23 protein-coding genes and 1 riboswitch are annotated in these 22,567 nt (G+C 72.9%); of the genes, 11 read left to right on the top strand and 12 right to left on the bottom strand.

Annotated elements, in window-relative coordinates; genetic code table 11:
- Nucleotides 1–62 precede the first annotated feature (62 nt).
- From ASC60_RS07135 to ASC60_RS07145, 3 genes are all read left to right on the top strand, one after another.
- A complete protein-coding gene (locus ASC60_RS07135) occupies nt 63–317 on the top strand; it encodes a DUF3311 domain-containing protein (protein ID WP_055547929.1) in 255 nt (84 codons plus the stop codon).
- Nucleotides 314–1,945 carry a monocarboxylate uptake permease MctP gene (gene mctP, locus ASC60_RS07140; protein ID WP_055547931.1) on the top strand — a complete coding sequence of 544 codons (1,632 nt, stop codon included), beginning with the start codon at nt 314–316 and terminating at the stop codon, nt 1,943–1,945. The genes ASC60_RS07135 and mctP overlap by 4 nt, the downstream gene beginning before the upstream one ends.
- 259 nt (nt 1,946–2,204) lie before the next feature.
- Nucleotides 2,205–2,738, top strand: coding sequence for a hypothetical protein (locus ASC60_RS07145; protein ID WP_055547933.1), 534 nt, complete (start codon nt 2,205–2,207; stop codon nt 2,736–2,738).
- A 154-nt stretch (nt 2,739–2,892) separates the two neighbouring features.
- On the opposite strand, the gene ASC60_RS07150 is transcribed toward ASC60_RS07145, so the two are convergent.
- On the bottom strand, nt 2,893–3,774 hold the full coding sequence (locus ASC60_RS07150; RefSeq protein ID WP_055547934.1) for an IPT/TIG domain-containing protein: 882 nt from the start codon (nt 3,772–3,774) through the stop codon (nt 2,893–2,895).
- 400 nt (nt 3,775–4,174) lie between these two features.
- On the opposite strand from ASC60_RS07150, the gene ASC60_RS07155 reads away from it, so the two are divergent.
- From ASC60_RS07155 to ASC60_RS07160, 3 genes are read left to right on the top strand one after another with little or no spacing between them, the layout of a single operon-like run.
- Complete coding sequence (locus ASC60_RS07155; RefSeq protein WP_055547936.1) at nt 4,175–4,462, top strand: hypothetical protein; 288 nt, start codon at nt 4,175–4,177, stop codon at nt 4,460–4,462.
- 15 nt (nt 4,463–4,477) lie between these two features.
- Nucleotides 4,478–4,639, top strand: a complete 162-nt coding sequence (locus ASC60_RS42085) for a hypothetical protein (RefSeq protein WP_199830886.1) — start codon at nt 4,478–4,480, stop codon at nt 4,637–4,639.
- 37 nt (nt 4,640–4,676) lie between these two features.
- The gene (locus ASC60_RS07160; RefSeq protein ID WP_055547938.1) at nt 4,677–5,177 is read left to right on the top strand and encodes an N-acetyltransferase; all 501 of its coding nucleotides are present in this window, start codon (nt 4,677–4,679) and stop codon (nt 5,175–5,177) included.
- 19 nt (nt 5,178–5,196) lie between these two features.
- Here ASC60_RS07160 and ASC60_RS07165 read toward each other — a convergent pair whose 3' ends face one another.
- The 3 genes from ASC60_RS07165 to ASC60_RS07175 are packed head-to-tail and all read right to left on the bottom strand — an operon-like array spanning nt 5,197 to nt 8,107.
- Complete coding sequence (locus ASC60_RS07165) at nt 5,197–6,651, bottom strand: FGGY-family carbohydrate kinase (RefSeq protein ID WP_055547940.1); 1,455 nt, start codon at nt 6,649–6,651, stop codon at nt 5,197–5,199.
- A gap of 47 nt (nt 6,652–6,698) precedes the next feature.
- Nucleotides 6,699–7,478, bottom strand: a complete 780-nt coding sequence (locus ASC60_RS07170; RefSeq protein WP_055547943.1) for a DeoR/GlpR family DNA-binding transcription regulator — start codon at nt 7,476–7,478, stop codon at nt 6,699–6,701.
- Nucleotides 7,475–8,107, bottom strand: a complete 633-nt coding sequence (locus tag ASC60_RS07175) for a histidine phosphatase family protein (RefSeq protein ID WP_055547945.1) — start codon at nt 8,105–8,107, stop codon at nt 7,475–7,477. The genes ASC60_RS07170 and ASC60_RS07175 overlap by 4 nt, the downstream gene beginning before the upstream one ends.
- Nucleotides 8,108–8,219: 112 nt before the next feature.
- Between ASC60_RS07175 and ASC60_RS07180 the strand changes: the two genes are divergently transcribed.
- The 4 genes from ASC60_RS07180 to ASC60_RS41515 all read left to right on the top strand — a co-directional run bounded on the left by ASC60_RS07180 (nt 8,220) and on the right by ASC60_RS41515 (nt 13,764).
- Nucleotides 8,220–9,689: an FGGY-family carbohydrate kinase gene (locus tag ASC60_RS07180; protein WP_055547947.1), complete on the top strand. Its 1,470-nt coding sequence runs from the start codon at nt 8,220–8,222 to the stop codon at nt 9,687–9,689.
- A 97-nt stretch (nt 9,690–9,786) separates the two neighbouring features.
- A riboswitch (cobalamin riboswitch) is annotated at nt 9,787–9,927 on the top strand.
- A gap of 126 nt (nt 9,928–10,053) precedes the next feature.
- Nucleotides 10,054–12,450, top strand: coding sequence for a ribonucleoside-diphosphate reductase subunit alpha (locus ASC60_RS07185; RefSeq protein WP_055547949.1), 2,397 nt, complete (start codon nt 10,054–10,056; stop codon nt 12,448–12,450).
- 17 nt (nt 12,451–12,467) lie between these two features.
- Nucleotides 12,468–13,499: a ribonucleotide-diphosphate reductase subunit beta gene (locus ASC60_RS07190; protein WP_234356833.1), complete on the top strand. Its 1,032-nt coding sequence runs from the start codon at nt 12,468–12,470 to the stop codon at nt 13,497–13,499.
- A gap of 100 nt (nt 13,500–13,599) precedes the next feature.
- A complete protein-coding gene (locus tag ASC60_RS41515; RefSeq protein WP_159043218.1) occupies nt 13,600–13,764 on the top strand; it encodes a hypothetical protein in 165 nt (54 codons plus the stop codon).
- Between the two features lie 56 nt (nt 13,765–13,820).
- On the opposite strand, the gene def is transcribed toward ASC60_RS41515, so the two are convergent.
- The 8 genes from def to ASC60_RS07230 form a co-directional block, all read right to left on the bottom strand.
- Nucleotides 13,821–14,453 (bottom strand): peptide deformylase, encoded by a 633-nt coding sequence (def, locus tag ASC60_RS07195; RefSeq protein WP_055547953.1) that lies wholly within the window; start codon nt 14,451–14,453, stop codon nt 13,821–13,823.
- Nucleotides 14,454–14,559: 106 nt separating this feature from the next.
- A complete protein-coding gene (locus ASC60_RS07200; protein WP_055547955.1) occupies nt 14,560–15,546 on the bottom strand; it encodes a hypothetical protein in 987 nt (328 codons plus the stop codon).
- Between the two features lie 239 nt (nt 15,547–15,785).
- Nucleotides 15,786–17,048 (bottom strand): HD-GYP domain-containing protein, encoded by a 1,263-nt coding sequence (locus tag ASC60_RS07205; RefSeq protein WP_055548742.1) that lies wholly within the window; start codon nt 17,046–17,048, stop codon nt 15,786–15,788.
- Between the two features lie 287 nt (nt 17,049–17,335).
- Nucleotides 17,336–18,793 carry an HD-GYP domain-containing protein gene (locus ASC60_RS07210; RefSeq protein ID WP_055547957.1) on the bottom strand — a complete coding sequence of 486 codons (1,458 nt, stop codon included), beginning with the start codon at nt 18,791–18,793 and terminating at the stop codon, nt 17,336–17,338.
- Between the two features lie 172 nt (nt 18,794–18,965).
- Nucleotides 18,966–19,301: a mycothiol system anti-sigma-R factor gene (rsrA, locus tag ASC60_RS07215; RefSeq protein ID WP_055547959.1), complete on the bottom strand. Its 336-nt coding sequence runs from the start codon at nt 19,299–19,301 to the stop codon at nt 18,966–18,968.
- A complete protein-coding gene (locus ASC60_RS07220) occupies nt 19,298–19,990 on the bottom strand; it encodes a sigma-70 family RNA polymerase sigma factor (protein ID WP_055548745.1) in 693 nt (230 codons plus the stop codon). The genes rsrA and ASC60_RS07220 overlap by 4 nt, the downstream gene beginning before the upstream one ends.
- 275 nt (nt 19,991–20,265) lie before the next feature.
- Nucleotides 20,266–20,934, bottom strand: coding sequence for an alpha/beta family hydrolase (locus tag ASC60_RS07225; protein ID WP_055547961.1), 669 nt, complete (start codon nt 20,932–20,934; stop codon nt 20,266–20,268).
- Nucleotides 20,934–21,773, bottom strand: a complete 840-nt coding sequence (locus tag ASC60_RS07230; RefSeq protein ID WP_055547963.1) for an SOS response-associated peptidase — start codon at nt 21,771–21,773, stop codon at nt 20,934–20,936. Before ASC60_RS07230 ends, ASC60_RS07225 begins: the two co-directional genes overlap by 1 nt.
- 48 nt (nt 21,774–21,821) lie before the next feature.
- Here ASC60_RS07230 and ASC60_RS07235 point away from each other — a divergent pair, with 48 nt between their 5' ends.
- Nucleotides 21,822–22,535, top strand: a complete 714-nt coding sequence (locus ASC60_RS07235; protein WP_055547965.1) for a M50 family metallopeptidase — start codon at nt 21,822–21,824, stop codon at nt 22,533–22,535.
- Nucleotides 22,536–22,567: the final 32 nt, after the last annotated feature.

Below are 22,567 nucleotides of genomic sequence, written 5' to 3' on the forward strand. Positions count from 1 at the left end.
CGGTGATCAGCACGGATGCGCCGATCAGCACGGATGCGCCGAGGGGACGGGAGCCCGCAGCCATGTCAGACACGTCCGCGGACAGGAGACCGGTCGTCACGCCCTCGCGTGTCGTGGCCGCCCTCTGTCTCATCGCGCCCTTCGTGGCGATGCTGTGGGTCGGCTCGTACGCGAAGATCGAGCCCACCTTCATCGGCATACCGTTCTTCTACTGGTACCAGATGCTCTGGGTGCCCATCTCGGCCGCGCTGACGACGCTCGCGTACATCCTGGTCCGCCGTGAGCAGCGGGCACGCAAGGGAGGCGGTTCCGCATGAAGGACGGCGTGAACGGCGTCGCGCTCGCCGTCTTCATCATCTTCTTCCTCGCCGTCACGGTGATGGGCTTCCTCGCCGCCCGCTGGCGGGCCGCGGAGAACGCCGACAACCTCGACGAATGGGGGCTCGGCGGCCGCAGCTTCGGCACCTGGATCACCTGGTTCCTGCTCGGCGGCGACCTCTACACCGCGTACACCTTCGTCGCCGTCCCGGCCGCCATCTACGCGACGGGCGCGGCGGGCTTCTTCGCGGTGCCGTACACGATCCTCGTGTATCCGCTGATCTTCACCTTCCTGCCCCGGCTGTGGTCGGTGTCCCACAAGCACGGATACGTCACCACCTCGGACTTCGTCCGCGGCCGCTTCGGCTCCAAGGGGCTCTCGCTGGCCGTCGCGATCACCGGCATCCTCGCCACCATGCCGTACATCGCCCTCCAGCTCGTCGGCATCCAGGCGGTGCTGGACGTCATGGGCGTGGGCGGCGGCGAGGACACCAACTGGTTCGTCAAGGACCTGCCGCTGCTGATCGCCTTCGGTGTGCTCGCCGCGTACACCTACTCCTCCGGGCTGCGCGCCCCCGCGCTCATCGCCTTCGTCAAGGACACCCTGATCTACATCGTCATCGCGGTGGCGATCATCTACATCCCGATCAAGCTGGGCGGCTTCGACGACATCTTCGCCAAGGCGGGCCACGCCCTGTCGCAGCCGGGCCCGACCGGCGCGCCCAAGGGCGCGCTGGCCAGCGGGGACAAACAGCAGTGGGGCTACGCCACCCTCGCCCTCGGCTCGGCGCTGGCGCTGTTCATGTATCCCCACTCGATCACCGCCACGCTCTCCAGCCGCAGCCGCGAGGTGATCCGCCGCAACGCCACCATCCTGCCGCTGTACTCGCTCATGCTCGGCCTGCTGGCGCTGCTCGGCTTCATGGCGATCGCGGCGGGCGTGAAGGTGGACAACGGACAGCTGGCGATCCCCCAGCTCTTCGAGGACATGTTCCCCGACTGGTTCACGGGGGTCGCCTTCGCCGCCATCGGCATCGGCGCCCTCGTCCCGGCGGCCATCATGTCCATCGCCGCGGCGAACCTGTTCACCCGCAACATCTACAAGGACTTCCTGCGGCCGGACGCCACCCCGGCACAGGAGACGAAGGTCTCCAAGCTGGTCTCGCTGCTGGTCAAGGTCGGCGCGCTGGCCTTCGTCCTGACCATGGACAAGACCGTGGCCATCAACTTCCAGCTGCTGGGCGGCATCTGGATCCTGCAGACCTTCCCGGCCCTGGTGGGCGGTCTGTTCACCCGCTGGTTCCACCGATGGGCGCTGCTCGCCGGATGGGCGGTCGGCATGCTCTACGGCACGCTCGCGGCCTACGGCGTGGCCAGCCCCACCCAGAAGCACTTCGGCGGCAGCTCGGACGAGATCCCCGGCATCGGCGAGATCGGCTACATCGGTTTCACCGCCTTCGTCCTCAACGTCGCGGTCACCGTGGTGCTCACGGTCGTGCTGCGGGCCCTGAAGGCCCCCGACGGCATCGACGAGACGTCCCCGGCCGACTACACGGCGGACGCGGGCGACCCGGGCGTCCAGGCCGACCTCCCCCCGGCCACGGCGGGCGCCCCCGGCGGCCACTGATCCCGGCAGCGTCACATGACAGGGCCGCCGTCTCCCCCACGGGAGGCGGCGGCCCTCTCATGCCGCTCAGTGCCTCAGCTTCAGGCCCACGTCTCGTCGTGACCGGGTACGACGCGCTCGTCCGGGGTGCCGGGGACACCGCGCCCCGGCCTGACACCGGGCCGGGGCGACCGGGCGTGGCTGGTTGAGGTGGTGGTGGATGGGCACTCCGTAGGGGCGCGTCGGCCGGTACGACGTTGCCCGATCCGGGAGGGCGATCATGAGCGAGCCCAGGACGAGCCCCCACATGCTCGGCATCTACCTCAACGACCACCTGGCGGGAGCGACGGGCGGAGCGGAGCTGGCCCGTCGGATGGCCCGGCAGCTCCGGCGGTCGGCCATCGGCGCCGGCCTGGAGAACCTCGCCGTGCAGATCATGGAGGACCGGGAGGCGCTCCGGACCGTCATGGCCGCCCTCGAGGTGCCCGTACGCCGCTACAAGCTCTGCGGTGGCTGGCTGGGCGAGAAGGCCGGGCGGCTGAAGCTCAACGGCCGGGTGCTGCGTCGTTCGGGGCTCAGCACGCTCATCGAGCTGGAGGGGCTGCGGATCGGGGTCGAGGGCAAGGCGATGCTGTGGCACACGCTGCTGGTCGCGGCGGGCCAGGACGCACGTCTGGAGCCCGACCGGCTCACCGAGCTGCTGGACCGGGCGCGGCGGCAGCGCACGGCGCTGAAGTCGCTGCACGACACCGCGGCCGCCGCGCTGTTCGCCACCGCACGGCCGGAGGAGCGGGAATCAGTGGTCGGCCCGTGACGGCTCCGCCGGACGGCGCGGCCGGGATCCTCTTCGTCGGCAACGCCACGCTCCTCATCCGCGTACGAGATTCCGGTCAGGGCGACGGTGTCATCCAGGTCATACGTGACACCGGCAGCCCGGGGGCGCACCCGGGCTGCCGGTGCCGTACGGATCACGTGTAGATGAATCCGCCGGGGACGGTAGTGGTTCCGGTGGCCGTCACCAGGGTGACGGTCGCGGGGCCGACCAATCCGGGCGGAGTGACGCCGGTGACCGTGCCGGCGGTGGCGACCACGGTGGTGGCGGGGACGCCGTTGAACAGCACACCCAGGACGCCGCCGAGGTTGGTGCCGTTGATGGTGAACGCCGTACCCCCGGCGGCCGGTCCGGTGTGGGGAACGATGTTCGTGGCCACCGGCGGAGGCGGCGCCACGAAGTAGGTGAAGCCGCCCGGAACGGTGACCGCACCACCGGGGCCGGTGACGACCACGGCGGCGGTGCCGGGCGAGCCCGCCGGGGTGACGCCGACCAGTTGGGTCCCCGCGGGGTTCACGGTCACGATGGTCGCGGGGACGCCGGCGAAGGTGACGCTGGTGACGGTGTTCAGATTGGTGCCGTTGATCAGGAACACCGTGCCGCCGGTGGTCGGGCCGAAGGCCGGGGTGATGGAGGTGGCGGTCGGCGGGGGCGGCGCCACGTACGTGTACGGCTGGCTGTTGCTGGTGCCGGCGGTGGTGGTGACGAGGACCTGGACGGACCCGGCCGCGTGCGGCGGGGCGATCACCACGGCGACGTCGGTGGTGGGATACCCCGGCCAGCCGCCGCCCCAGTCACCGCCGCCCGAGGAACTCTGGCTGACGATGGTGGCGGGGACGCCGCCGAAGGTCACGCTGATGACGTTGCGCAGGTTCTGCCCGGTCAGCTGGACGAGGTTGCCACCGCTGGTGGGGCCCGAGTTGGGCACCACGGACAGCAGCAGCGGCGGGCCCACCGGCGTCGGGGGCCAGTAGCCCGCGCTGGGCGCGGCAGTGGACACGAGATCGGTCGAGGTCATGATCGGTCCTCCCGGGGAGGGATGGGGTGAGGTGCGCCGGTCGGCGTACAGGCTCACGCGGACCGGCAGCGAGAAAAGGGAAAGCTGGTGGGACCGCCGAGCAGAGTGCGGAAGCGGTGCACGGGGCGCGGCGGAGAAAACGGGGCGAACGCCCGACTCCTGGTGGCTGACGAGGTATGGGGCGGCCCCGGCAGCCACGTTTCCAGTTATCCAGGCACCTTCGCGTCGCTCAAGACCCGGGAATCGCCATCACTCGTTTGGCGTATCCCAGCGCATCTGGCGACACATTCATATGACGAACGCTCGGCTATTCGGGGGAACCCGCTCACGGAGTATCGCCCAGGGCCGCCTGTCGTGCCTGTAATGAAAGGCATCGATCGAACCGACGGGGAACGATCCGATGAGCCTTGAAGCGTTCCTTCTCGCCCTCGGCACCACCTGCCGCGTCACCCGCTTCATCACCAAGGACACCCTGGCGGCGGGTTTTCGGATGTGGATCGCCGACCGCTTCGGTGATGATTCTCCCGCCACCTATCTGGTCAACTGCGGCTGGTGCACCAGCACATGGGTGGCCGGAGTCACCGCCGTCTACGCCTTCTCACTGGACACCACCGCCTGGTTCCAGATCCCGGCCACCGCCCTGAGCCTTTCCTATCTCGCCGGTGTGGCCTCGCGGTGGCTCGACTGAAAGGAAAAAGCAGCCATGGCCTGCAACTGTGCTGGAACAACACCTCAACCCGTCGTCGTCCTCTACCAGTTGACGCTGCCGGACGGCACCGTCCGGCGCTACGTCACCTACAGGGAAGCCGAGGCGGCCAACAAGCGCGCCGGTTCCACCGGAGTGATCAGCACCGTCACCCGGTGACGGCCCGGCTGTCGGTGCCGTCCGGCAGACTGCGGCCATGGATGTCACGATCAGACGCGCGCGGGACGAGGAACTGGACGACATCGGTGAGCTCACCGCCCGGGTGTATCTCGAGGACGGGCTGCTGGACTTCGGGGACGACGACCCCTACCTGGCCACGCTGCGCGATGCCCGGCGGCGGGCCGCGGAGGCCGAGGTGCTGGTCGCGGCGGACGCGGCGAGCGACGCGGTGCTGGGGGCGCTGGCCTTCGTCGTGCACGGCGGGGCGTACGCGGAGCTGGCCCGTCCGGACGAGGCCGAGTTCCGGATGCTGGCCGTGCGGCCCGAGGCGCGGCGGCGCGGCGCGGCCGAGGCCCTGGTGCGGGCCTGCATGGACCGGGCGCGGGAGCTGGGGCTGCGGCGGATCGTGATCAGCAGCCACCGGAAGATGACGGCCGCCCACCGGCTGTACGGGCGGCTCGGCTTCGTCCGGGCGCCGGAGCGGGACTGGGAGCCGGTCCCGGGGATCACGCTGTGGGCGTTCACCGTGGAGATATAGCGCGGCTCACCGGTTGACGTCACGGCAGCCAGCCGCGTGCCCGCAGGGCGGCGGTGAACGTGGCGTACGAGGCGTCGAGGGCGGCCTTCTCGCGCGCGTCCGGCTCGACGTCCCGGCCGGGGCGGACCATCGTGGCGGCGCTCGCCGTGAGGTCCGGATGGAGGGTCCCGGAGGCGGCCAGCAGGGCGGCGCCGAACGCCGTTTCGGCGTGCTCGGCGACGCGCAGCGGGCGGCCGAGGACGGTGGCGCGGATGCGGGACCACAGCGGGCTGCGGCTGCCGCCGCCCGCGGCCCACAGCGGGCCCTCGACCGTCACGCCCAGCTCCGCCACCCGCTCCAGCGCGAGGCGTTCCAGGAAGGCCACGCCCTCCAGCGTGGCGCGGTGCCGGTCGGCGTCGTCGGCCGGTGTGCCGAGGACGAAGCCCCGGGCCGCGCCGCTGACGAACGGGAACCGCTCGCCCTCACCCCTCAGCAGATACGCGACCACCGAGGCCGGGCCGCGCTCCGCGGCGGCGCGGTCGAGCGCGGGCAGCCGCTCGGACGGGAGGTGGGCGACGGCCTCGCCACCGGTGTTGGAGGCGCCGCCCGGCAGCCACCAGCCGTCGGGGTGGCGGTGGCTGTAGAGCGCGCCGGAGGGGTCGGCGATCAGGTCGCGGGTGACGCCCTTGAGGACGTACGTGGTGCCGAGGATCCCCACGAACTGCCCGGGCCGCACGGCCCCGGTGGCGAGTTGCCCGGCGCAGCCGTCGGTCATGCCGAGACGGACCGCGCAACCGGTGGGCAGCCCGGTCTCCGCCGCGGCGTCCGCGCACACCGTGCCGGCCGGGGTGGCCGGTGCCCGGACGGACGGCAGCCACCGGGCCGGTACGCCGAGCGCGTCGAAGACCTCGTCCGGCCACTCCCCGGCGCGCGCGTCGTAGCCGCTCTTGAGCGCGTGCGACCAGTCGGTGGCGACGGGCCCGCCGGTGAGCCGCCATCCGACGAGGTCGGGGGTGTGGAGGAGGTGGCGGCCCCCGTCGTGGGCCGCCGGACCGCCGCCCGCCAGCCAGGCGATGCGGCCCAGGGCGGCGGTCGGGCCGACCGACAGGCCGAGGGCCCGCCAGCGCCCGGCGCCCGCCTCCTGGGCCCGGGCGTTGAGCGCGGCGGCGCGGCGGTCGTCGTACATCAGGGCGGGGCCGAGGGGTTCGCCCCGGCCGTCCGCGAGGACGATCGTGCCGGAGGTGGCGGCGACGGCCACCGCCACGACCTCGCGGCCGCCCGCCGGAAGCGCCCCGGTGGCCTGGCGCAGGGCCGCCGCGACGGCGGGCCACCAGGCCGTGGCGTCCTGTTCGCTGTGGCCGCCCGCGCCCCGGCGCGGGGGCGGGAGTTCCGCACCGCCCCGCGCCCGTACACGCCCTTGTGCGTCGGCGCACACCACGCGCACGGCCGCCGTGGCGATGTCGATTCCCGCGACGACCTCGGGCCGGTCGGACATCACGTATCACGCCCCTCATGCGTGGAGTTAAGTTAACACCAATGGCGTTAAGAAGGTCCGGGCGCGATCCTCACGTCCGTACGCTCCCGCCACTCCCCCACCAGCCGGGCGTCCGCCGCGCCGTCCACCACCAGATGGTCGAAGTCGGCCAGCGGGCGCAGCCGGTGCAGCGCCGTGCGCCGGGTCTTGGACGCGTCCATCAGCAGCGCCGTGCGGGCGGCGGCGGCCAGCATGGCGCGCTTGACCAGCACCACGTCCTGCTCCTGGTGGTACGTGGTCGCCGCGTCCATGGCCGAGGTGCTGACCAGGGCCAGGTCCACCGAGAGCGCCGCGATCGCCTCCGCGCACGGCACGCCGAGGAAGGAGTCATGGGTGTGCGAGTACTCCCCGCCGAGCCCGATCAGCCGGATCCGGGGCACCCCGGCGAAGACCTCGATCACCCGCCGGGCGTTGGTCACCACCGTCAGCGGGGCGGACTCCACCAGCAGCCGGGCGAGCGCGAGGACGGTCGTGGAGTCGTCCAGCATCACCGACATCCCCGGCTCGACCAGCTGCGCGGCGGTGGCGGCCACCGCCTCCTTCTCGGCCCGGTGGGCGCCCATCCGGTAGGCGAGGCTGGACTCGAAGACCGACGAGGGCAGGGCCGAGACCCCGCCCCGGAACTTGCGCAGCACGCCGAGCCGGGCCAGCTCGTCCAGGTCCCGGTGCACGGTCATCAGGCTGACCCCGGTCAGGTCGGCCAGCTCCGCCGCGGTGGCGGTGGAGCGCGCGAGGACGTGCTCGGTGATGGTCTGCCGGCGGGCGTCCTGGGAGCGGACCGTGGTCATGGGCGGGGACCTCCCGCGGCGCCGTCCGTGGGCACGTTCAGGGAGCGCAGCGCCGTGCGGTCGCCGTCGACCCCGATCTCGGTCACCGCCGCGTTGTCCAGCCGGGGGAAGACCGCGCGGTAGCGGCCGACCGGGATGCCCAGCAGGGTGCACAGCGCCACCCGCAGCAGACTGTTGTGCGCGACGACGAGCACGGTGCGGTCCGGATGCGCGGCGGCCAGCCGCCGCAGCGCGGCGACGGCCCGGGCCGCGGCCTCGCCGGGCCGCTCCGAGCCGGGGAAGGCGCCGGACTCCGGGTCGTCGCGGAACGCCCGGACGGCCGCCGGGTCCTCCGCCTCCATCTCGGCGAGGGTGCGGCCCTCGCCCCAGCCGAAGTCCATCTCGCGCAGGTCCTCGACGACTTCGGGGGCCAGGGACAGGGCGGTGGCGGCCGGTTCGGCGGTGTGCCGCGCCCGGCCGAGCGGCGAGCAGGCCACCGCGTCGATCCCGCGGCCCCGCACCCACTGGGCGAGGGCCCGCGCCTGCCGGTGGCCGCGCTCGGTCAGCGCGATGTCCGAGGTTCCGGCGTACCGGTTCTCCGTATGCCACACGGTCTCCCCGTGGCGTACGAGCAGCAGTCGGGCGGTCATCCGGGGCCTTTCGATGCGTCAGCCATTGCCTGATCTCGTCTCAGATGTTAAATCTAGCATCGCTCATGTGATGGAGTGCCGGGGTTCCGAGGTTTCCGGAGGACAGCAGGCCATGCGCGTGATCATCGGAGTGGATGTCGGCACCTCCGTCACCAAGGCCGTGGCCTTCGGCCCCGACGGGGCCGCGCTCGCCTCCGCGGCCCGCCCCAGCCGGCTGAACCGGCTGCCCGGCGGCCGGGTCGAGCAGGATCTGGAGAACGTGCTCGGCACGGTCGCCGAGGTGGTGCGCGAGGTGGCCGCGGCGCTCCCCGGCCCGCCCGCCGCGCTCGCGCTCACCGGCCAGGGCGACGGACTGTGGCTGCGCGACGAGGCGGGCCGGGCGGTCCGTCCGCCGATCTCCTGGCTGGACGGGCGGGCAAGCGGGACCGTCACCCGTTGGCGCGCCGACGGCACGCTCGCCGCCCTCCACGCCCTCACCGGCTCGGGGTTGTTCCCGGGCTGCCACGCCCCGCTGCTGCGCTGGCTGGCCCAGCACGAGCCGCGGGCGCTGGAGCGGGCCGCGGTCGCCGGCTACTGCGTGGACGCGGTGGCCCAGCGGCTGACCGGCGTCATCACCGTGGACGCCTCCGACGCCTCCCTGCCGTTCCTCGACGTCACCGCCCGTACGTACGTGCCGGGCGCCCTGGAGCTGTGCGGGCTGGCCGAGCACGCCCGGCTGCTGCCCCCGCCCGCCGCGCCCGGCACCGTCCTCGCGCTGGACGAGGAGGGGGCCCGGCTGACCGGGCTGCCGCCCGGACTGCCCGTCGTCTCCGGCCCGTACGACCTTCCGGCGTGCGCCATCGGCAGCGGGGTGCGGGACGTCGGTGACGGGCTGCTCATCGTCGGCACCACACTGGCCTGTCAGGTGCTCACCGACCGCGCGGTGGTGGACCCGGCCGCCGATCCGGCCGGCATGTGGCTGTGCACCCCCGACCCGGACCGCTGGCTGCGCGCGATGCCCGCGATGGTCGGCACCGCCGCCCTGGAGTGGGTGCTCGATCTCACAGGGACGACCACGGCCGCCCTGGACACCCTGCTCGGCCAGAGCCCGCCGGGCGCGAACGGCGTGACCGCGCTGCCCTTCCTGTCCGGCGCCGGGGAGCGCGCCCCGTTCGTGGAGCCCGCCGCCCAGGGGCGGTTGGACGGCCTCACCCTCGCCTCCACCCGCGCCGACACCGTACGGGCCGTGTGCGAGTCCGTCGCCTACGCCGCCCGCCACTGCCTGGAGGCGGCCGGGCTCTCGGGGCGGCTCGCACTGTGCGGCGGTGGCGTGCGCTCCGCCGCCTGGACCGAGATCTTCGCGAGCGTCATCGGCCGCCCGGTGGCCATTCCCGACGAGCCGGAGGTCGGCGCGCGGGGCGCGGTCGCGGTCGCCCGGCGGTCGCTCGGCGGCCCCGGGGACGCGTCCCGCCGGCGCGCGGCGTCCCGTACCGTCGAACCCCGAAGCGGGCTTCGCGACGCCTACGAGGACGGCTACGCCGACTACCGCGCCCGCCTCGCCCGTGCCCTCGACGAATGGCGGGCGAGCGGCCCGGGAAGCTAGTTTTCCCTGGGATTCCGGCGTGCCCAAAGCCCATCGTGACGAGCACATCCATACGAATTCGCCCAGCTGACGACACAACATCTGGGGGCGCGTGCGCAGCACGACACAAGATGTATGCTCGTCCTCGCTGTCGCCGCAGGGGAATCCGGTGTGAATCCGGAACTGTCCCGCAACGGTGTACGTGTGCGCTTTTGCGTACCCGTGAGTCCGATGACCTGCCGATGGCCGTCTGCATACGTCCGGGCCCCGCGGGTTGGGTCGATGGACGCTGCGTGGAGTGCCGTGGAGCGGAATCGGCATGCCCGTGAGCGGCCATCGCGCTCCGCCCTCGAAGGCCCCCAGCCGAGCGAGGGAGAACACTTCAGTGACCATCGCGCCCGCCGATCCGGTTTCAAAGGCAGCGGATTCATCGGCAGCGGCCGACGCGCCCGGGACCGCCCTGCTGCGGACCCTGACCGCGCTCACCGCCGATCTGCCCGCCACCGACCCCGGCAAGGTCGCGGCCGCCGCCCTGCGCGGCCGCCATCCCGGTTCGGACGAGGCGGAGTTGCGCTCCCTGGCGACCGAGGCGGCGGCCGGACTCATCGGCGAGGAGCCGGAGTACTCCAGGCTCGCCGCGCGGCTGCTGACCCGCGCGATCGCCGAGGAGGCGGCTGGGCAGGGCGCGGACTCCTTCTCCGCCTCCGTCGCCGTGGGCCACCGCGAGGGCCTGATCGCCGACTCCACCGCCGAGTTCGTGACCGCCCACACCGCCCGGCTGGACGCGCTGGTCGAGCAGGCCCTGGCCGACGGCGCCGACGACCGCTTCGGCTACTTCGGGCTGCGCACCCTGCACAGCCGCTATCTGCTGCGCCACCCGATCACCCGTCAGGTGATCGAGACCCCGCAGCACTTCCTGCTGCGGGTGGCCTGCGGGCTCGCCGAGGACCTGTCGGAACGGGCGCTGGCGGACGTCGCCGAGCTGTACCGGATGACCAGCACGCTGTCGTACCTGCCCAGCTCTCCCACGCTGTTCAACTCCGGCACCCGGCACCCGCAGATGTCGTCCTGCTATCTGCTGGACTCGCCGCTGGACGAGCTGGACTCGATCTACAACCGCTACCACCAGGTCGCGCGCCTGTCGAAGCACGCGGGCGGCATCGGCCTGTCGTACTCCCGCATCCGCGCCCGCGGTTCGCTGATCCGCGGCACCAACGGGCACTCCAACGGCATCGTGCCGTTCCTGCGCACGCTCGACGCCTCGGTGGCGGCCGTCAACCAGGGCGGCCGGCGCAAGGGCGCGGCCTGCGTGTACCTGGAGACCTGGCACGCGGACATCGAGGAGTTCCTGGAGCTGCGGGACAACACGGGCGAAGAGGCCCGCCGCACCCACAACCTCAACATCGCGCACTGGATCCCGGACGAGTTCATGCGCCGGGTCGAGGCGGACGCCGACTGGTCGCTGCTCTCGCCGGTGGACGCGCCCGAGCTGGTGGACCTGTGGGGCGAGGAGTTCGACGCCGCGTACCGCAAGGCCGAGGCCGAGGGGCGGGCGGTCAAGCAGGTCCCGGCGCGCCAGCTGTACGCCCGGATGATGCGCACCCTCGCGCAGACCGGCAACGGCTGGATGACGTTCAAGGACGCCGCCAACCGCACCGCCAACCAGACCGCCGAGCCGGGCCGGGTGGTCCACTCCTCCAACCTGTGCACCGAGATCCTGGAGGTCACCGACGACGGCGAGACCGCCGTGTGCAACCTCGGCTCGGTCAACCTCGCCGCCCACCTCGGTGAGGACGGCCGGATGGACTGGGAGCGGCTGGACCGCACCGTCCGCACCGCCGTGACCTTCCTCGACCGCGTGGTGGACATCAACTTCTACCCCACCGACGAGGCCGGGGCCTCCAACTCCCGCTGGCGCCCGGTGGGGCTCGGCCTGATGGGCCTGCAGGACGTCTTCTTCCGGCTGCGGCTGCCGTTCGACTCCCCCGAGGCGCAGGCCCTGTCCACCCGGATCTCCGAGCGCATCATGCTCGCCGCGTACGAGGCGTCCTGCGACCTCGCCGAGCGCCACGGCCCGCACCCGGCGTGGGCCGAGACCCGCACCGCGCGCGGCGTGCTGCACCCGGACCACTACGCCGACGCCCAGGTCACCTGGCCCGAGCGCTGGGAGGCGCTGCGGCGGCGGATGGCCACCACCGGCATGCGGAACTCGCTGCTGCTGGCGATCGCGCCGACCGCCACCATCGCCTCCGTCGCGGGCGTGTACGAGTGCATCGAGCCGCAGGTCTCCAACCTCTTCAAGCGCGAAACGCTCAGCGGCGAGTTCCTCCAGGTCAACAACTACCTGGTGAACGACCTGAAGAAGCTCGGCGTCTGGGACGCCCAGACCCGTGACGCGCTGCGCGAGGCCAACGGCTCGGTCCAGGACTTCTCCTGGGTGCCCCAGGAGGTACGGGACCTGTACCGGACGGCGTGGGAGGTCCCGCAGCGCGCCCTGATCGACATGGCGGCGGCCCGTACCCCGTACCTCGACCAGAGCCAGTCGCTGAACCTCTTCATGGCGGCGCCGACCATCGGCAAGCTCAGCTCGATGTACGCGTACGCCTGGAAGCGCGGCATCAAGACGACGTACTACCTGCGCTCCCGCCCGGCGACCCGGATCGCCCAGAGCGCCCGCGGGGGCGCCGCCACGGCCACCGTCCCCGCTCAAACGGCGCCCGCCGACGACGACGCGGTCGCCTGCTCCCTGGAAAACCCCGAGTCCTGCGAGGCCTGCCAGTAATGCCCACCGCATCCGAGATGACCACCGTGAACACCGCGCCGGGCCATACCAAGAACCTGCTGGACCCCGGGTTCGAGCTGACCCTGCGGCCGATGCGGTACCCGCAGTTCTACGACCGCTACCGGGACGCGATCAAGAACACCTGGACCGTGGAGGAGGTCGACCTCCACTCGGACGTCGCTGACCTCGCCAAGCTCTCCCCCGGGGAGCAGCACCTGATCGGCCGCCTGGTGGCGTTCTTCGCGACCGGCGACTCGATCGTGTCCAACAACCTGGTGCTGACGCTCTACAAGCACATCAACTCCCCCGAGGCGCGGCTGTACCTGTCGCGGCAGCTCTTCGAGGAGGCCGTGCACGTCCAGTTCTATCTGACGCTGCTGGACACCTACCTGCCCGACCCGGACGACCGGGCGGCGGCCTTCGCGGCGGTCGAGAACATCCCCTCCATCCGGGAGAAGGCGGAGTTCTGCTTCCGCTGGATGGACTCGGTGGAGAAGATCGACCGGCTGGAGTCCAAGGCCGACCGGCGCCGCTTCCTGCTCAACCTGATCTGCTTCGCGGCGTGCATCGAGGGGCTGTTCTTCTACGGCGCCTTCGCGTACGTGTACTGGTTCCGCTCGCGCGGTCTGCTGCACGGCCTGGCGACCGGCACCAACTGGGTGTTCCGCGACGAGTCCATGCACATGGAGTTCGCGTTCTCGGTCGTGGACACCGTCCGCGAGGAGGAGCCCGACCTCTTCGACGACGAACTGGAGCAGCAGGTCACCGACATGCTGAAGGAGGCCGTCGAGGCGGAGCTGCAGTTCGCCCACGACCTGTGCGGCGACGGGCTGCCGGGCATGAACACCGAGTCGATGCGGGCGTACCTGGAGTGCGTGGCCGACCAGCGCCTGAAGCGCCTCGGCTTCCCCGCGGTCTTCGGCTCGGAGAACCCGTTCTCCTTCATGGAGCTGCAGGACGTCCAGGAGCTGACCAACTTCTTCGAGCGCCGCGCCTCGGCCTACCAGGTCGCGGTCGAGGGTTCGGTCTCCTTCGACGACGACTTCTGACCGTCGCCCATTCCCCCCTGGCTTCCAGCCCACGGTCGCGCTCCCCGGAGCGCGACCGTGTCGTCGCACCATGGCACGAGCGCCGCGCGCCCATCCTGAAGTGGCTGCCAAGGCGGACCGGTTCGCCCGCTTCGCGAACGACCAGTACCAGGATCTGACGGCGCTGCTCGCCGCGCTTTCCACACGCCTGCGGGAGACCGGCGGCAGCTACGTCGACTTCGACGGAGATGTCGCGGACGGCCTCATGAACGCCCTCCTGGAATGACGTACGTCGCGCAGTACTACCCCCAGGCAGCGAACGGCTCCTGACCCGCGCTGACGTCAGTCGTTCGGCACCGTCTCATAGCGCGCCGTGCCCTCGGCCATCTGCCGGAGCACGTCCTTGCGGTCGCGCTTGGAGAGCCGGTCGATGTAGAGGTAGCCGTAGAGGTGGTCGGTCTCGTGCTGCAGGCAGCGCGCGAAGTAGCCGGTGCCGCGCACCGCGATCGGCTTGCCCTCGGCGTCCTGGCCGCGCACCACCGCGTAGTCCGGGCGGGCCAGCTCGCAGTAGGCGGTGGGGACCGACAGGCAGCCCTCGTTGGAGTCGTCCAGCACCCGGCGGTCGGCGGGCAGCTCCTCCAGCACCGGGTTGCAGACCACGCCGACGTGGCGCACGCCCTCGTCGTCCAGGCAGTCGTAGACGAAGACCTTGAGGTCGACGCCGATCTGGTTGGCGGCCAGGCCCACGCCCTCCGCCGCCCGCTGGCTGGCGAACATGTCGTCGATCAGCGCCGCCAGCTTCTCGTCGAACTCGGTGACGTCCTTGCACTCCCTGTGGAGCACCGGATTGCCGACCACGGTGATCGGGCGGGCGGTGCCGCGCTCGCGATAAGCCCGCTCGCGCTCCTCGCAGTCCTCCGTGTCCACGACGAACTCGTCGTCCACCTGCTGCTTCGTGGTCCCTTGCTGCGACATCGTCCGCCGTACGCCTTCCCTGTAACCGTGATGCGTCGCCCTACAGGGTACGGCCCACCCGGAAGGCAGCGGGATCAGCGCCCGGTCAGCCGCCTTCCCCGGGCGTTCAGCAGACCTCCTCCAGGTCCCGCCACTCCCGGGTGTCCGGGCTGTCGGCGACCCAGCCGTCCAGCAGCCCCCGCACCAGCCCGCTGGGCGCCGCGATCCCGCATTCGCGCTCGGCGACCCACAGCGAGCCCGAGCCCGCCGTACGGTGCCCCAGCGGCCCGGGGTGGCCCGGCTCGCTGTGGTCGTGCGGGTCCAGGTGCTCGCCCTCGCCCTCGTCGCTCGGCATCCGGCTCTCCGAACAGGAGCGGCACAGCAGCCGCACCGACGACGACCAGTCCTCGGCCGCGAAGCCCGCGTCCGCCGCCAGCCGCTCCAGGGCGTCCCGGTCGGCCTCGGTGGCCGCCTCCAGCAGCACCACCCAGGTCGGCACCGGGGACGGCGCCCACAGCTCGATCTCGTCGAACACCGGATACGCGGGCCCGGCGGCGGTGACGCGCTCCCCGTGCGGAACGCCGTCGTGCAGCACCACCTCGCCCCAGCGCCGCCCGGAGGACGGCAGCGGGATGGACAGCACCTCGATCCGGGCCGGGTCCAGCCGGCGGCCCCACACCACCTCGGCCTCGCCCTCCGGCGACAGCCGCACCGCCGCGCTGCCCAGCTCCATGCCGAGCGGCTCACCGGACGCGGACGCCTCCCCGGGCACCTTCAGCCCGTACGCCTGCCAGGCGCGGCGGGCCAGCGGCCAGTCCTGGAGGGCGGTCGCGGCGATGCCCACGTTCCACCAGTCGGGAGCGCCCGCCTCGCGGTCCAGCAGCGCGACCGCGCGCAGCCCGGCGGCCCGGGCCTGCTCCCAGTCGTGCCGGAACTTGTGCAGCAGCGCGAGGTTGAACCAGGACTCCGACAGCCACGGCTCCAGATCGGCGGCGCGCGTCAGCAGCGCGCCCGCGTCCTCGTACCGGCCATCGCCGATGAGCGTGAACGCACGGTCCGTGGCCTGCCGCCATGAGGCGGATGGCCGGTGCCGTACCTTGCCGAAGATCTTCACGATTCCCGCCTGCCGGTATCGAAGTAGTCCCGTACCAGAACCTTGCGCGGACGGCGTCGCCCTCCCTGGGAGACAACCTGCCACACATCCGCGGACATCTCAGCCCAGCCCCTCACCCTTCGGCCGGGGGACGATGCCCACCACACCTCCTTGCCACCGGCCATCGGCCCGACACCCCTCTCTCGCATCCAACCATGCCTTTTGGGAGACCCGCTCATTACCCGCGAGTTCCGGGTTCCTCACCGGGGACGGTCGTACGCCGGGCGGGACAGCACCGTCGCCAGCGCCTCGACCACCGCCGGGTCGAAGTCCCGCGCGGTGCCCAGCCGCAGCCGCTCCAGGGCGCGCAGCGGGGCCGCTCCCCCCTGTCCACCGGCCGCCGGACCGCCCGCCGCCTCGGTGTACGCGTTCACCGCGCGCACGATACGCGCGGGCAGCGGCTGTTCGCGGTACGGGTCCGCCTGCCGTTCGACGATCACCGCGACCTCCGCGGGGACCCCCGTCTGCCGTACCACGGCGCCGCCCAGCCGCGCGATCCGCCGCTGCTCGGCGCGGGACAGCGGCTCGGTCGCCCCGGCCGGGACCGGGTCCACCAGGGACAGCTGCCCGATGTCGTGCATCAGCGCCGCGTATTCCAGCACAGTCAGGGCGGGCTCGGAAAGCCCCAGCTCACGACCGACCGCCCGGCTGAGCCCGGCGACCTTGCGGGCGTGTCCGGCCGGGGTGTAGCCGGCGATCTCGGTCGAGCGGGCCAGGGAGGCGATGGTCTGGCGGCGGGTGGCCCGGATCGCGGCGTAGCGGCGGAACGAGTACTGGATCAGCAGCGGCGGCAGCGCCAGCACCGGCAGCGCCCACAGCCCGGCGACGGCCACCGTGAGCGCCATCACCACCCCGGTCGCACAGATCGCCGGCCCTATGCCGGTCAGCGCCCGCAGCTCGTCGCGGAGCAGCGGGCCGTACGGCCAGCCGGTGCGGGCGCGGGCCAGGGCGGCGGCGAGCACCGCGTCGCACAGCGCGGTCAGGGCCAGCACGCCCAGCAAGTAGCCGACGAGGGCGGGGCCGTGCCCCAGCCAGGAGGCCAACCGGCCGGTGTGGTGCAACGGTTGGAAGCAGGTGGCCGCGAATCCCACGGTCAGCACGCGGCGGGCGGTGTGGCCCGGGTCGGCCGGGCGCCCGAGCGCCATGCGCGGCGCCAGACCCGTCAGCGAGGCCGCCACGACGACGGTGACGACCTGGAGCACCCCATGGCCGGTGGGTTCCCCGCCCAGCCGCCCCAGCAGGGCGTACCCGAGGGCGCCCGCGGCGGCGAGGGGCGTCGGCTCGCCGCGCTGCTCGTGCGCCCCGCTCGCGCGCGGGAGCGCGGCCGGGGTGTCGCAGCACCGGATGGCCTCCCCGAGGGCGATGAGCAGCCCGAAGGCGAGCGCCGCCCCCGGCTCGCGTATCCCGTGCCACTCCGTCCAGGCCAGCGCCACCACGGCGAGCGCCCCGGCGGCGCCGTACACGGCGCCGAGGACGCCCCCGCCGGCCCGCCGGGACCCGGGGCGCCCGCTCCCGCCCCGGGTCCGGCGCGCGCGCCGGACCACCCGCGCGTGCGCCTCCGCGAGCCGCCGGAGCCCGCCGGGCGGCCCGCCGGACCGGCTGCCGGGGCGGCCGGGCACACCCGCGTCCCCGCCCGGCCCGGCGCGGCGGGGCTCATGCGGGCCACGGCCCGCCCTCGCCGCGGCCCCCACCGCCGCGTTCCGGTCCCGGCCCGGACCCGGGCCGGGCGCGCCGGGGCGCCGGGCGGGGGTCACGGGGCGCCGCCGGGGCGCGGGGGTTCCGGAGGCGGCGGGGTGCCGCCGGGGGCGCGCGGGGCGGTGGCGGCGCGTACGAGCGGGGGCGGCGGGACGTTTCCGCGCTCGTCGGCGGCGGGCGCGGCGCCCGTCACCGCCCCCGTAGGAGCTTCCGTACGGGCCTCCGTAAAGGCCTCCGCACGGGCGTCCGCGGTGACCGCCGCGTGCCAGCCATGCCGGTCCAGCGCGCGGGCCAGGGCCCGCACCATGCGCGGGTCGAACTGCGTGCCCGCGCACCGCTTCAGCTCCCGCACGGCCGTCTCCACCGGGCGGGCCCGGCTGTACGTACGCGTCGAGGTCATCGCGTCGAAGGCGTCCGCGACCGCCACCACCCGCGCGAACTCCGGGATCTGGGACCCGGCCAGCCCGTACGGATAGCCGCTGCCGTCCAGCCGCTCGTGATGGTGCAGGATGGCCGTCCGCGCCTCGCCCAGGAAGCGGATGCCGCGCACCATCTCATGGCCGTATTCGGGGTGCAGCTCGATGACGCGGCGCTCCTCGGGGGTCAGCGGACCGTTCTTGCGCAGCAGCCGGGTGGGGACGCCGAGCTTGCCCACGTCGTGCAGGATGCCCGCGATGCGCAGGGCCTCCAGCCGGTCGCCGTTCATGCCCAGCTCGCGGGCGATCATCACGGAGGCGCGGCCGACGCGCTCGCTGTGGCCCCGGGTGTAGCGGTCCTTGATGTCGACCGCCTGGACGAGGGCGCGGATGGTGGCCTGGTGGGCGGCGCGCTCGCGGTGACAGAGCGCGAAGACGCACGCGCAGACGTACATCGGCAGCAGCACCAGCAGGGCCGCCGCCGGTCCGTACGGGCTGCGCCACAGCACCGCCATGGCGAGCCCGGCGGGCCCGTGGACCAGCTGGGGCGCCAGCGCGCTCAGGGGCCGGCCGCGCCAGGCGGCACGGGCCGGGCGGCGCTCGGCCAGGACCAGCACCCCGACCTCCAGCGCGGCGGTGACCAGCCCCAGCACGAGCGCGGCGGCCGGCGCGGCGGCCAGGGCCCGCGGAAAACCGGGCACACCGGGGTTCTCGGCGGCGCGCAGCGCGTACGGGCCGCAGAGCGCCCGGAAGGCGTACGCGGTGGCCCAGACGGCCAGGGAGAGCTGTGCGGCGCGCCAGGCGCGCCGCACCGGCGCGGGGTGCCGCTCGACCCGGCCCAGCAGCGCCCCGGGCACCGCGACGAGCGCCGCGGCGGCGGGCGGCAGCAGAAAAGCCCCGGCCAGCAGGACGGGGCCGCACCACTCGGGGGACGGGGCCCGCACCGTACGGGACCCCACCGCGTACACCGCGGCGAGCAGGATCACCGTGGTCCAGGGGACGGCCGTGTGGGGACGCAGCACCGGGGCGGCGCACAGCGCCCCGGCGAGCACGGCGCTCAGTACATAGGCGCGCGCCCCGAGAGGAAGTGCCCGCAACGACCGCCCTCCTCCCCATCCGCATCCGGTCGCCGCCCCACGTCAGGGGCGGGTCAGATTGGGGAGAATAGGGCCGCATGAGGCGGGCGGGAGCGGAGGGACCGCCCGATTGCACCCCTTCGGGTGATGATCGGACCTTCGGTGCACACCGCCCGCGTCCCGCGGGCCAGGGTCACTCCTGGGCGGTGGTGGGCGTACGCGCCTCGGGGGAGTCCGCCGTCTCCGCGGTCAGCTCACGCTCCGGCACGGCTTCCCCCGCCCGGATCAGCTCGATGCGGCCCATGACCTTCGAACGGAGGTCGCTGGGCACGTCGTCATGCCCGCAGCACCGCTTGACCAGCTTCTTCACGGCCTGCTCCAGGCCGTACTTCTCCAGGCAGGGGGAGCACTCGTCGAAGTGCATCTCGAATTTGGCGCAGTCGCCGTCGGGCATCTCGCGATCGAGGAACTCGTAGAGATGGTCGAGGACCTCGGAGCAATCCGTCTCGTGCGGCTCTCCGCAGCTCATGAGTCCGCGCCTTTCCGATCGTGCGACTCGTCCGCCACCGCACCGGACGCGCCCGCCGGGACGAGCCCGCGCCCACGGGCATAGTCCTCCAGCATGCCGCGCAGCTGACGGCGCCCACGGTGCAGGCGGGACATCACCGTACCGATGGGTGTCCCCATGATGTCGGCGATCTCCTTGTACGCAAACCCTTCGACATCCGCGAGGTAGACCGCGATCCGGAACTCCTCGGGAATGGCCTGAAGGGCCTCCTTGACATCCGAATCCGGAAGGTGATCCAGGGCCTGGGACTCGGCGGACCGCAGACCGGTCGACATGTGCGACTCGGCGCGGGCGAGCTGCCAGTCCTCGATCTCCTCGGCCGCGCTGCGCTGGGGTTCGCGCTGCTTCTTGCGGTACGAGTTGATGAACGTATTGGTGAGGATGCGGTACAGCCACGCCTTGAGGTTGGTGCCCTCGCGGAATTGGTGGAAGGACCCGTACGCCTTCGCGTACGTCTCCTGCACGAGGTCCTCTGCGTCGGCCGGATTACGGGTCATCCGCAGCGCGGCAGAGTACATCTGGTCGAGAAACGTCAGGGCGTCCCGCTCGAAGCGCGCGTTGCGCTCGGCGGACGTCTCCTGCCGCTGCTCGGCCGGCTCTCCCTCGATGACGCCGTCGGTCTCTGCGTCGGTCCCAGTGACCTGACCCACCTCCTCCGTTTCCGCGGCGGGGCCGGATGCGGACCCGCTCGAATCGGAGAATAGACGACGATCCGGTCCGCCCGCCGCCTCGATCTTCGCGGTCTGCTCCGCCTCCAGCTGACGCCAGTCCAGGTCAGCCGCCTGCGGGCGGGCCGGGCAAGCAAGCGAACCCATGCGGGGAACTCCCTCTCCTCGTGCTGGTGCCTCGTATCGCGGTCAGTACCTACGAGCCGTATAACACCAGCCCCCCACCCCGCATTCCCGTGACCTCGCGCACACGGCGCTCAGCCCGCGAGCCGCGTCAGCCACTCCCCCACCGCTTCGGTGATCACGGCAAGGGCTTCGGGTTCGGTGACGTCCGCCGACTTCGGCACGGCGAAGCCGTGGTCACCGTGCTCCACCTCGACCAGCTCCGTGCCCTCCGGCAGCGCCGGGAACTCCCCGGGGCGGCCGAAGGGGTCGCGGCCGCCCTGGACGACCAGCGTCGGCAGGCGCGTGGACAGCAGCTCCTCGGCGCGGGACTTCTCCGGCTTGCCCGGCGGGTGCAGCGGGAAGGACAGCGCCAGCACCGCGCGGGCACCCAGCTCCGCCCCCGTACGGCAGGCCACCCGCGCCCCCGCGCTGCGGCCGCCCGCGACGAGCGGCAGGCCGGGCCGCTCCAGCGCGGGCCACAGCGCGCGCCAGCCGCTGTCGAGGGTCTTGGGGGCGGGCGCGACCTTCTTGCCCGCCACCCGCCACGGCTGCTCCACCAGCGCCACGCTCACCCCCAGCGGCGGCAGCGCGGCGGCCAGCGCCCGCAGGTCGCGCGCCTCGATGCCGCCGCCCGCGCCGTGCGAGACGGCCAGCACGGTGTGCGCGCCGGAGGCGTGGTGCCAGGTGATGCGGGCGTCGCCGGCCGGGGTCGGCACGGTCTCGGCGGTGGGCGTGGTGCCGGGCACAGGGGTACGCGTCATCAGAACAGGGTGCCCTCTTCCGGAGCCTCCAGCTCCGTCAGCAGCTCCGGTCCGTTGTTACGGACATCACTCACCCCGGTCGCGACGGGGTACGCGCGCAGCAGCCCCGCGGGCGGCGGCGCCAGCAGCGGACGCAGGTCCTCGGGGTCGGTACGGGCGGGATCCAGCCAGGAGTCCCAGCGGTCCTCGGTGAGCACGAGCGGCATCCGCGGATGGATATCGGCCAGCGAGCCCGGGCCCTCGCCCTCGGCGCCGACGCCGCCGCCTGCGAACGGCTCCCGCTCCGCCTCGGTGGTGATCACCGTGCAGGTCACCCACCAGGCGCGGGGGTGCTCGTCGGGCAGCGTACGGTCCCGCCAGAACTCGTACAGCCCGGCCATCGCCATGACCGAACCGTCCACCGGGGTGACGAAGTACGGCTGCTTGCGCGGCCGTTTGCGCTTCCCCTTCTCCTCCAGCTGCCGCTCCCCCGAGCCGGTGACCCACTCGTAGTAGCCGTCGGCGGGCAGGATGCAGCGGCGCGAGGCGAACGGGCGCCGGTACGAGGGCTTCTCGTGCACGGTCTCGGCCCGGGCGTTGATCATCTTCGGGCCGCCCTCCGGGGACTTCGCCCAGGACGGGACGAGGCCCCACTTCAGCGCCCGCAACTGGCGGACCGGCCGCGGCCCGGCGGCTTCGGCCTCGGGGCCCTTGAGCGGGCGTTCCAGCACCGCGTACACGTCCTTGGTGGGCGCGACGTTCCAGTCCGGCGCCAGAGTCTCCTCCGGCTCCCACTTCTCCACCCCGAAGAGCCCGACGAGATCCTCAGGTCTCCGGCTCGCTGCGTATCGACCGCACATAGGTGCCACACTGCCACGACGCAAACCGACGCGAGGAGCCGCCCGCACATGGACGCAACGAACGCCACCGATCTGTGGGACCGGGTCGTGGGAGCCCAGCCCGACCCCACGCTGTGGCTGGTCGCCTCCACCGGAGTGATAGCCCTCGCCGTCGTCGTCTTCCGCACCTCCTGGCGCATATCCCGCAACGCGATCACGATCGCCCACGAGGGCGGTCACGGACTGGTCGCGCTGCTCAGCGGGCGGCGGCTGGACGGCATACGGCTGCACTCGGACACCTCGGGGCTGACCGTCTCGCGCGGCAGGCCCACCGGCATCGGCATGGTGCTCACGGCGGCAGCCGGGTACACCGCGCCCTCCCTGATCGGGCTGCTCGGCGCCTGGCTGCTGGCCGCGAACCACATCACCGCGCTGCTGTGGGGCACGACGGCGCTGCTCGCCGCGATGCTGGTGATGATCCGCAACGCGTACGGCGTGCTCACGGTCGTCACCGCCGGGGCCGCCTTCTTCCTCGTCTCCTGGCTGACCGAGCCGGACGTCCAGGCCGCGTTCGCCTACGGCGTGGTGTGGTTCCTGCTGATCGGCGGCGTCCGTCCGCCGTTCGAACTCCAGGGCAAGCGGCGGCGCGGCGGGGCGTACGACTCCGACCCCGACCAGCTGGCCCGGCTCACCAACGTGCCGGCCGTGGTGTGGCTGCTGCTCTTCCACGTCGTCTCGCTGTGCTCACTGATCGGCGGCGGCCGCTGGCTGCTGCGGCTGTGACCCGTACACACCCTCGGCACACCCCTCCACCG

Origin of the sequence: Streptomyces sp. NBRC 110028, from assembly GCF_001417735.1 — a bacterium.
Classification (GTDB): Bacteria; Actinomycetota; Actinomycetes; order Streptomycetales; family Streptomycetaceae; genus Streptomyces.

Excerpts from the sequence above, each read along its gene's own strand:
- ASC60_RS07135 (WP_055547929.1), top strand. The coding sequence starts at position 63 with ATGTCAGACACGTCCGCGGACAGGAGACCGGTCGTCACGCCCTCGCGT.
- mctP (WP_055547931.1), top strand. The coding sequence starts at position 314 with ATGAAGGACGGCGTGAACGGCGTCGCGCTCGCCGTCTTCATCATCTTC.
- ASC60_RS07145 (WP_055547933.1), top strand. The coding sequence starts at position 2,205 with ATGAGCGAGCCCAGGACGAGCCCCCACATGCTCGGCATCTACCTCAAC.
- ASC60_RS07150 (WP_055547934.1), bottom strand. The coding sequence starts at position 3,774 with ATGACCTCGACCGATCTCGTGTCCACTGCCGCGCCCAGCGCGGGCTAC.
- ASC60_RS07155 (WP_055547936.1), top strand. The coding sequence starts at position 4,175 with ATGAGCCTTGAAGCGTTCCTTCTCGCCCTCGGCACCACCTGCCGCGTC.
- ASC60_RS42085 (WP_199830886.1), top strand. The coding sequence starts at position 4,478 with ATGGCCTGCAACTGTGCTGGAACAACACCTCAACCCGTCGTCGTCCTC.
- ASC60_RS07160 (WP_055547938.1), top strand. The coding sequence starts at position 4,677 with ATGGATGTCACGATCAGACGCGCGCGGGACGAGGAACTGGACGACATC.
- ASC60_RS07165 (WP_055547940.1), bottom strand. The coding sequence starts at position 6,651 with ATGTCCGACCGGCCCGAGGTCGTCGCGGGAATCGACATCGCCACGGCG.
- ASC60_RS07170 (WP_055547943.1), bottom strand. The coding sequence starts at position 7,478 with ATGACCACGGTCCGCTCCCAGGACGCCCGCCGGCAGACCATCACCGAG.
- ASC60_RS07175 (WP_055547945.1), bottom strand. The coding sequence starts at position 8,107 with ATGACCGCCCGACTGCTGCTCGTACGCCACGGGGAGACCGTGTGGCAT.
- ASC60_RS07180 (WP_055547947.1), top strand. The coding sequence starts at position 8,220 with ATGCGCGTGATCATCGGAGTGGATGTCGGCACCTCCGTCACCAAGGCC.
- ASC60_RS07190 (WP_234356833.1), top strand. The coding sequence starts at position 12,468 with ATGACCACCGTGAACACCGCGCCGGGCCATACCAAGAACCTGCTGGAC.
- def (WP_055547953.1), bottom strand. The coding sequence starts at position 14,453 with ATGTCGCAGCAAGGGACCACGAAGCAGCAGGTGGACGACGAGTTCGTC.
- rsrA (WP_055547959.1), bottom strand. The coding sequence starts at position 19,301 with ATGAGCTGCGGAGAGCCGCACGAGACGGATTGCTCCGAGGTCCTCGAC.
- ASC60_RS07225 (WP_055547961.1), bottom strand. The coding sequence starts at position 20,934 with ATGACGCGTACCCCTGTGCCCGGCACCACGCCCACCGCCGAGACCGTG.
- ASC60_RS07230 (WP_055547963.1), bottom strand. The coding sequence starts at position 21,773 with ATGTGCGGTCGATACGCAGCGAGCCGGAGACCTGAGGATCTCGTCGGG.
- ASC60_RS07235 (WP_055547965.1), top strand. The coding sequence starts at position 21,822 with ATGGACGCAACGAACGCCACCGATCTGTGGGACCGGGTCGTGGGAGCC.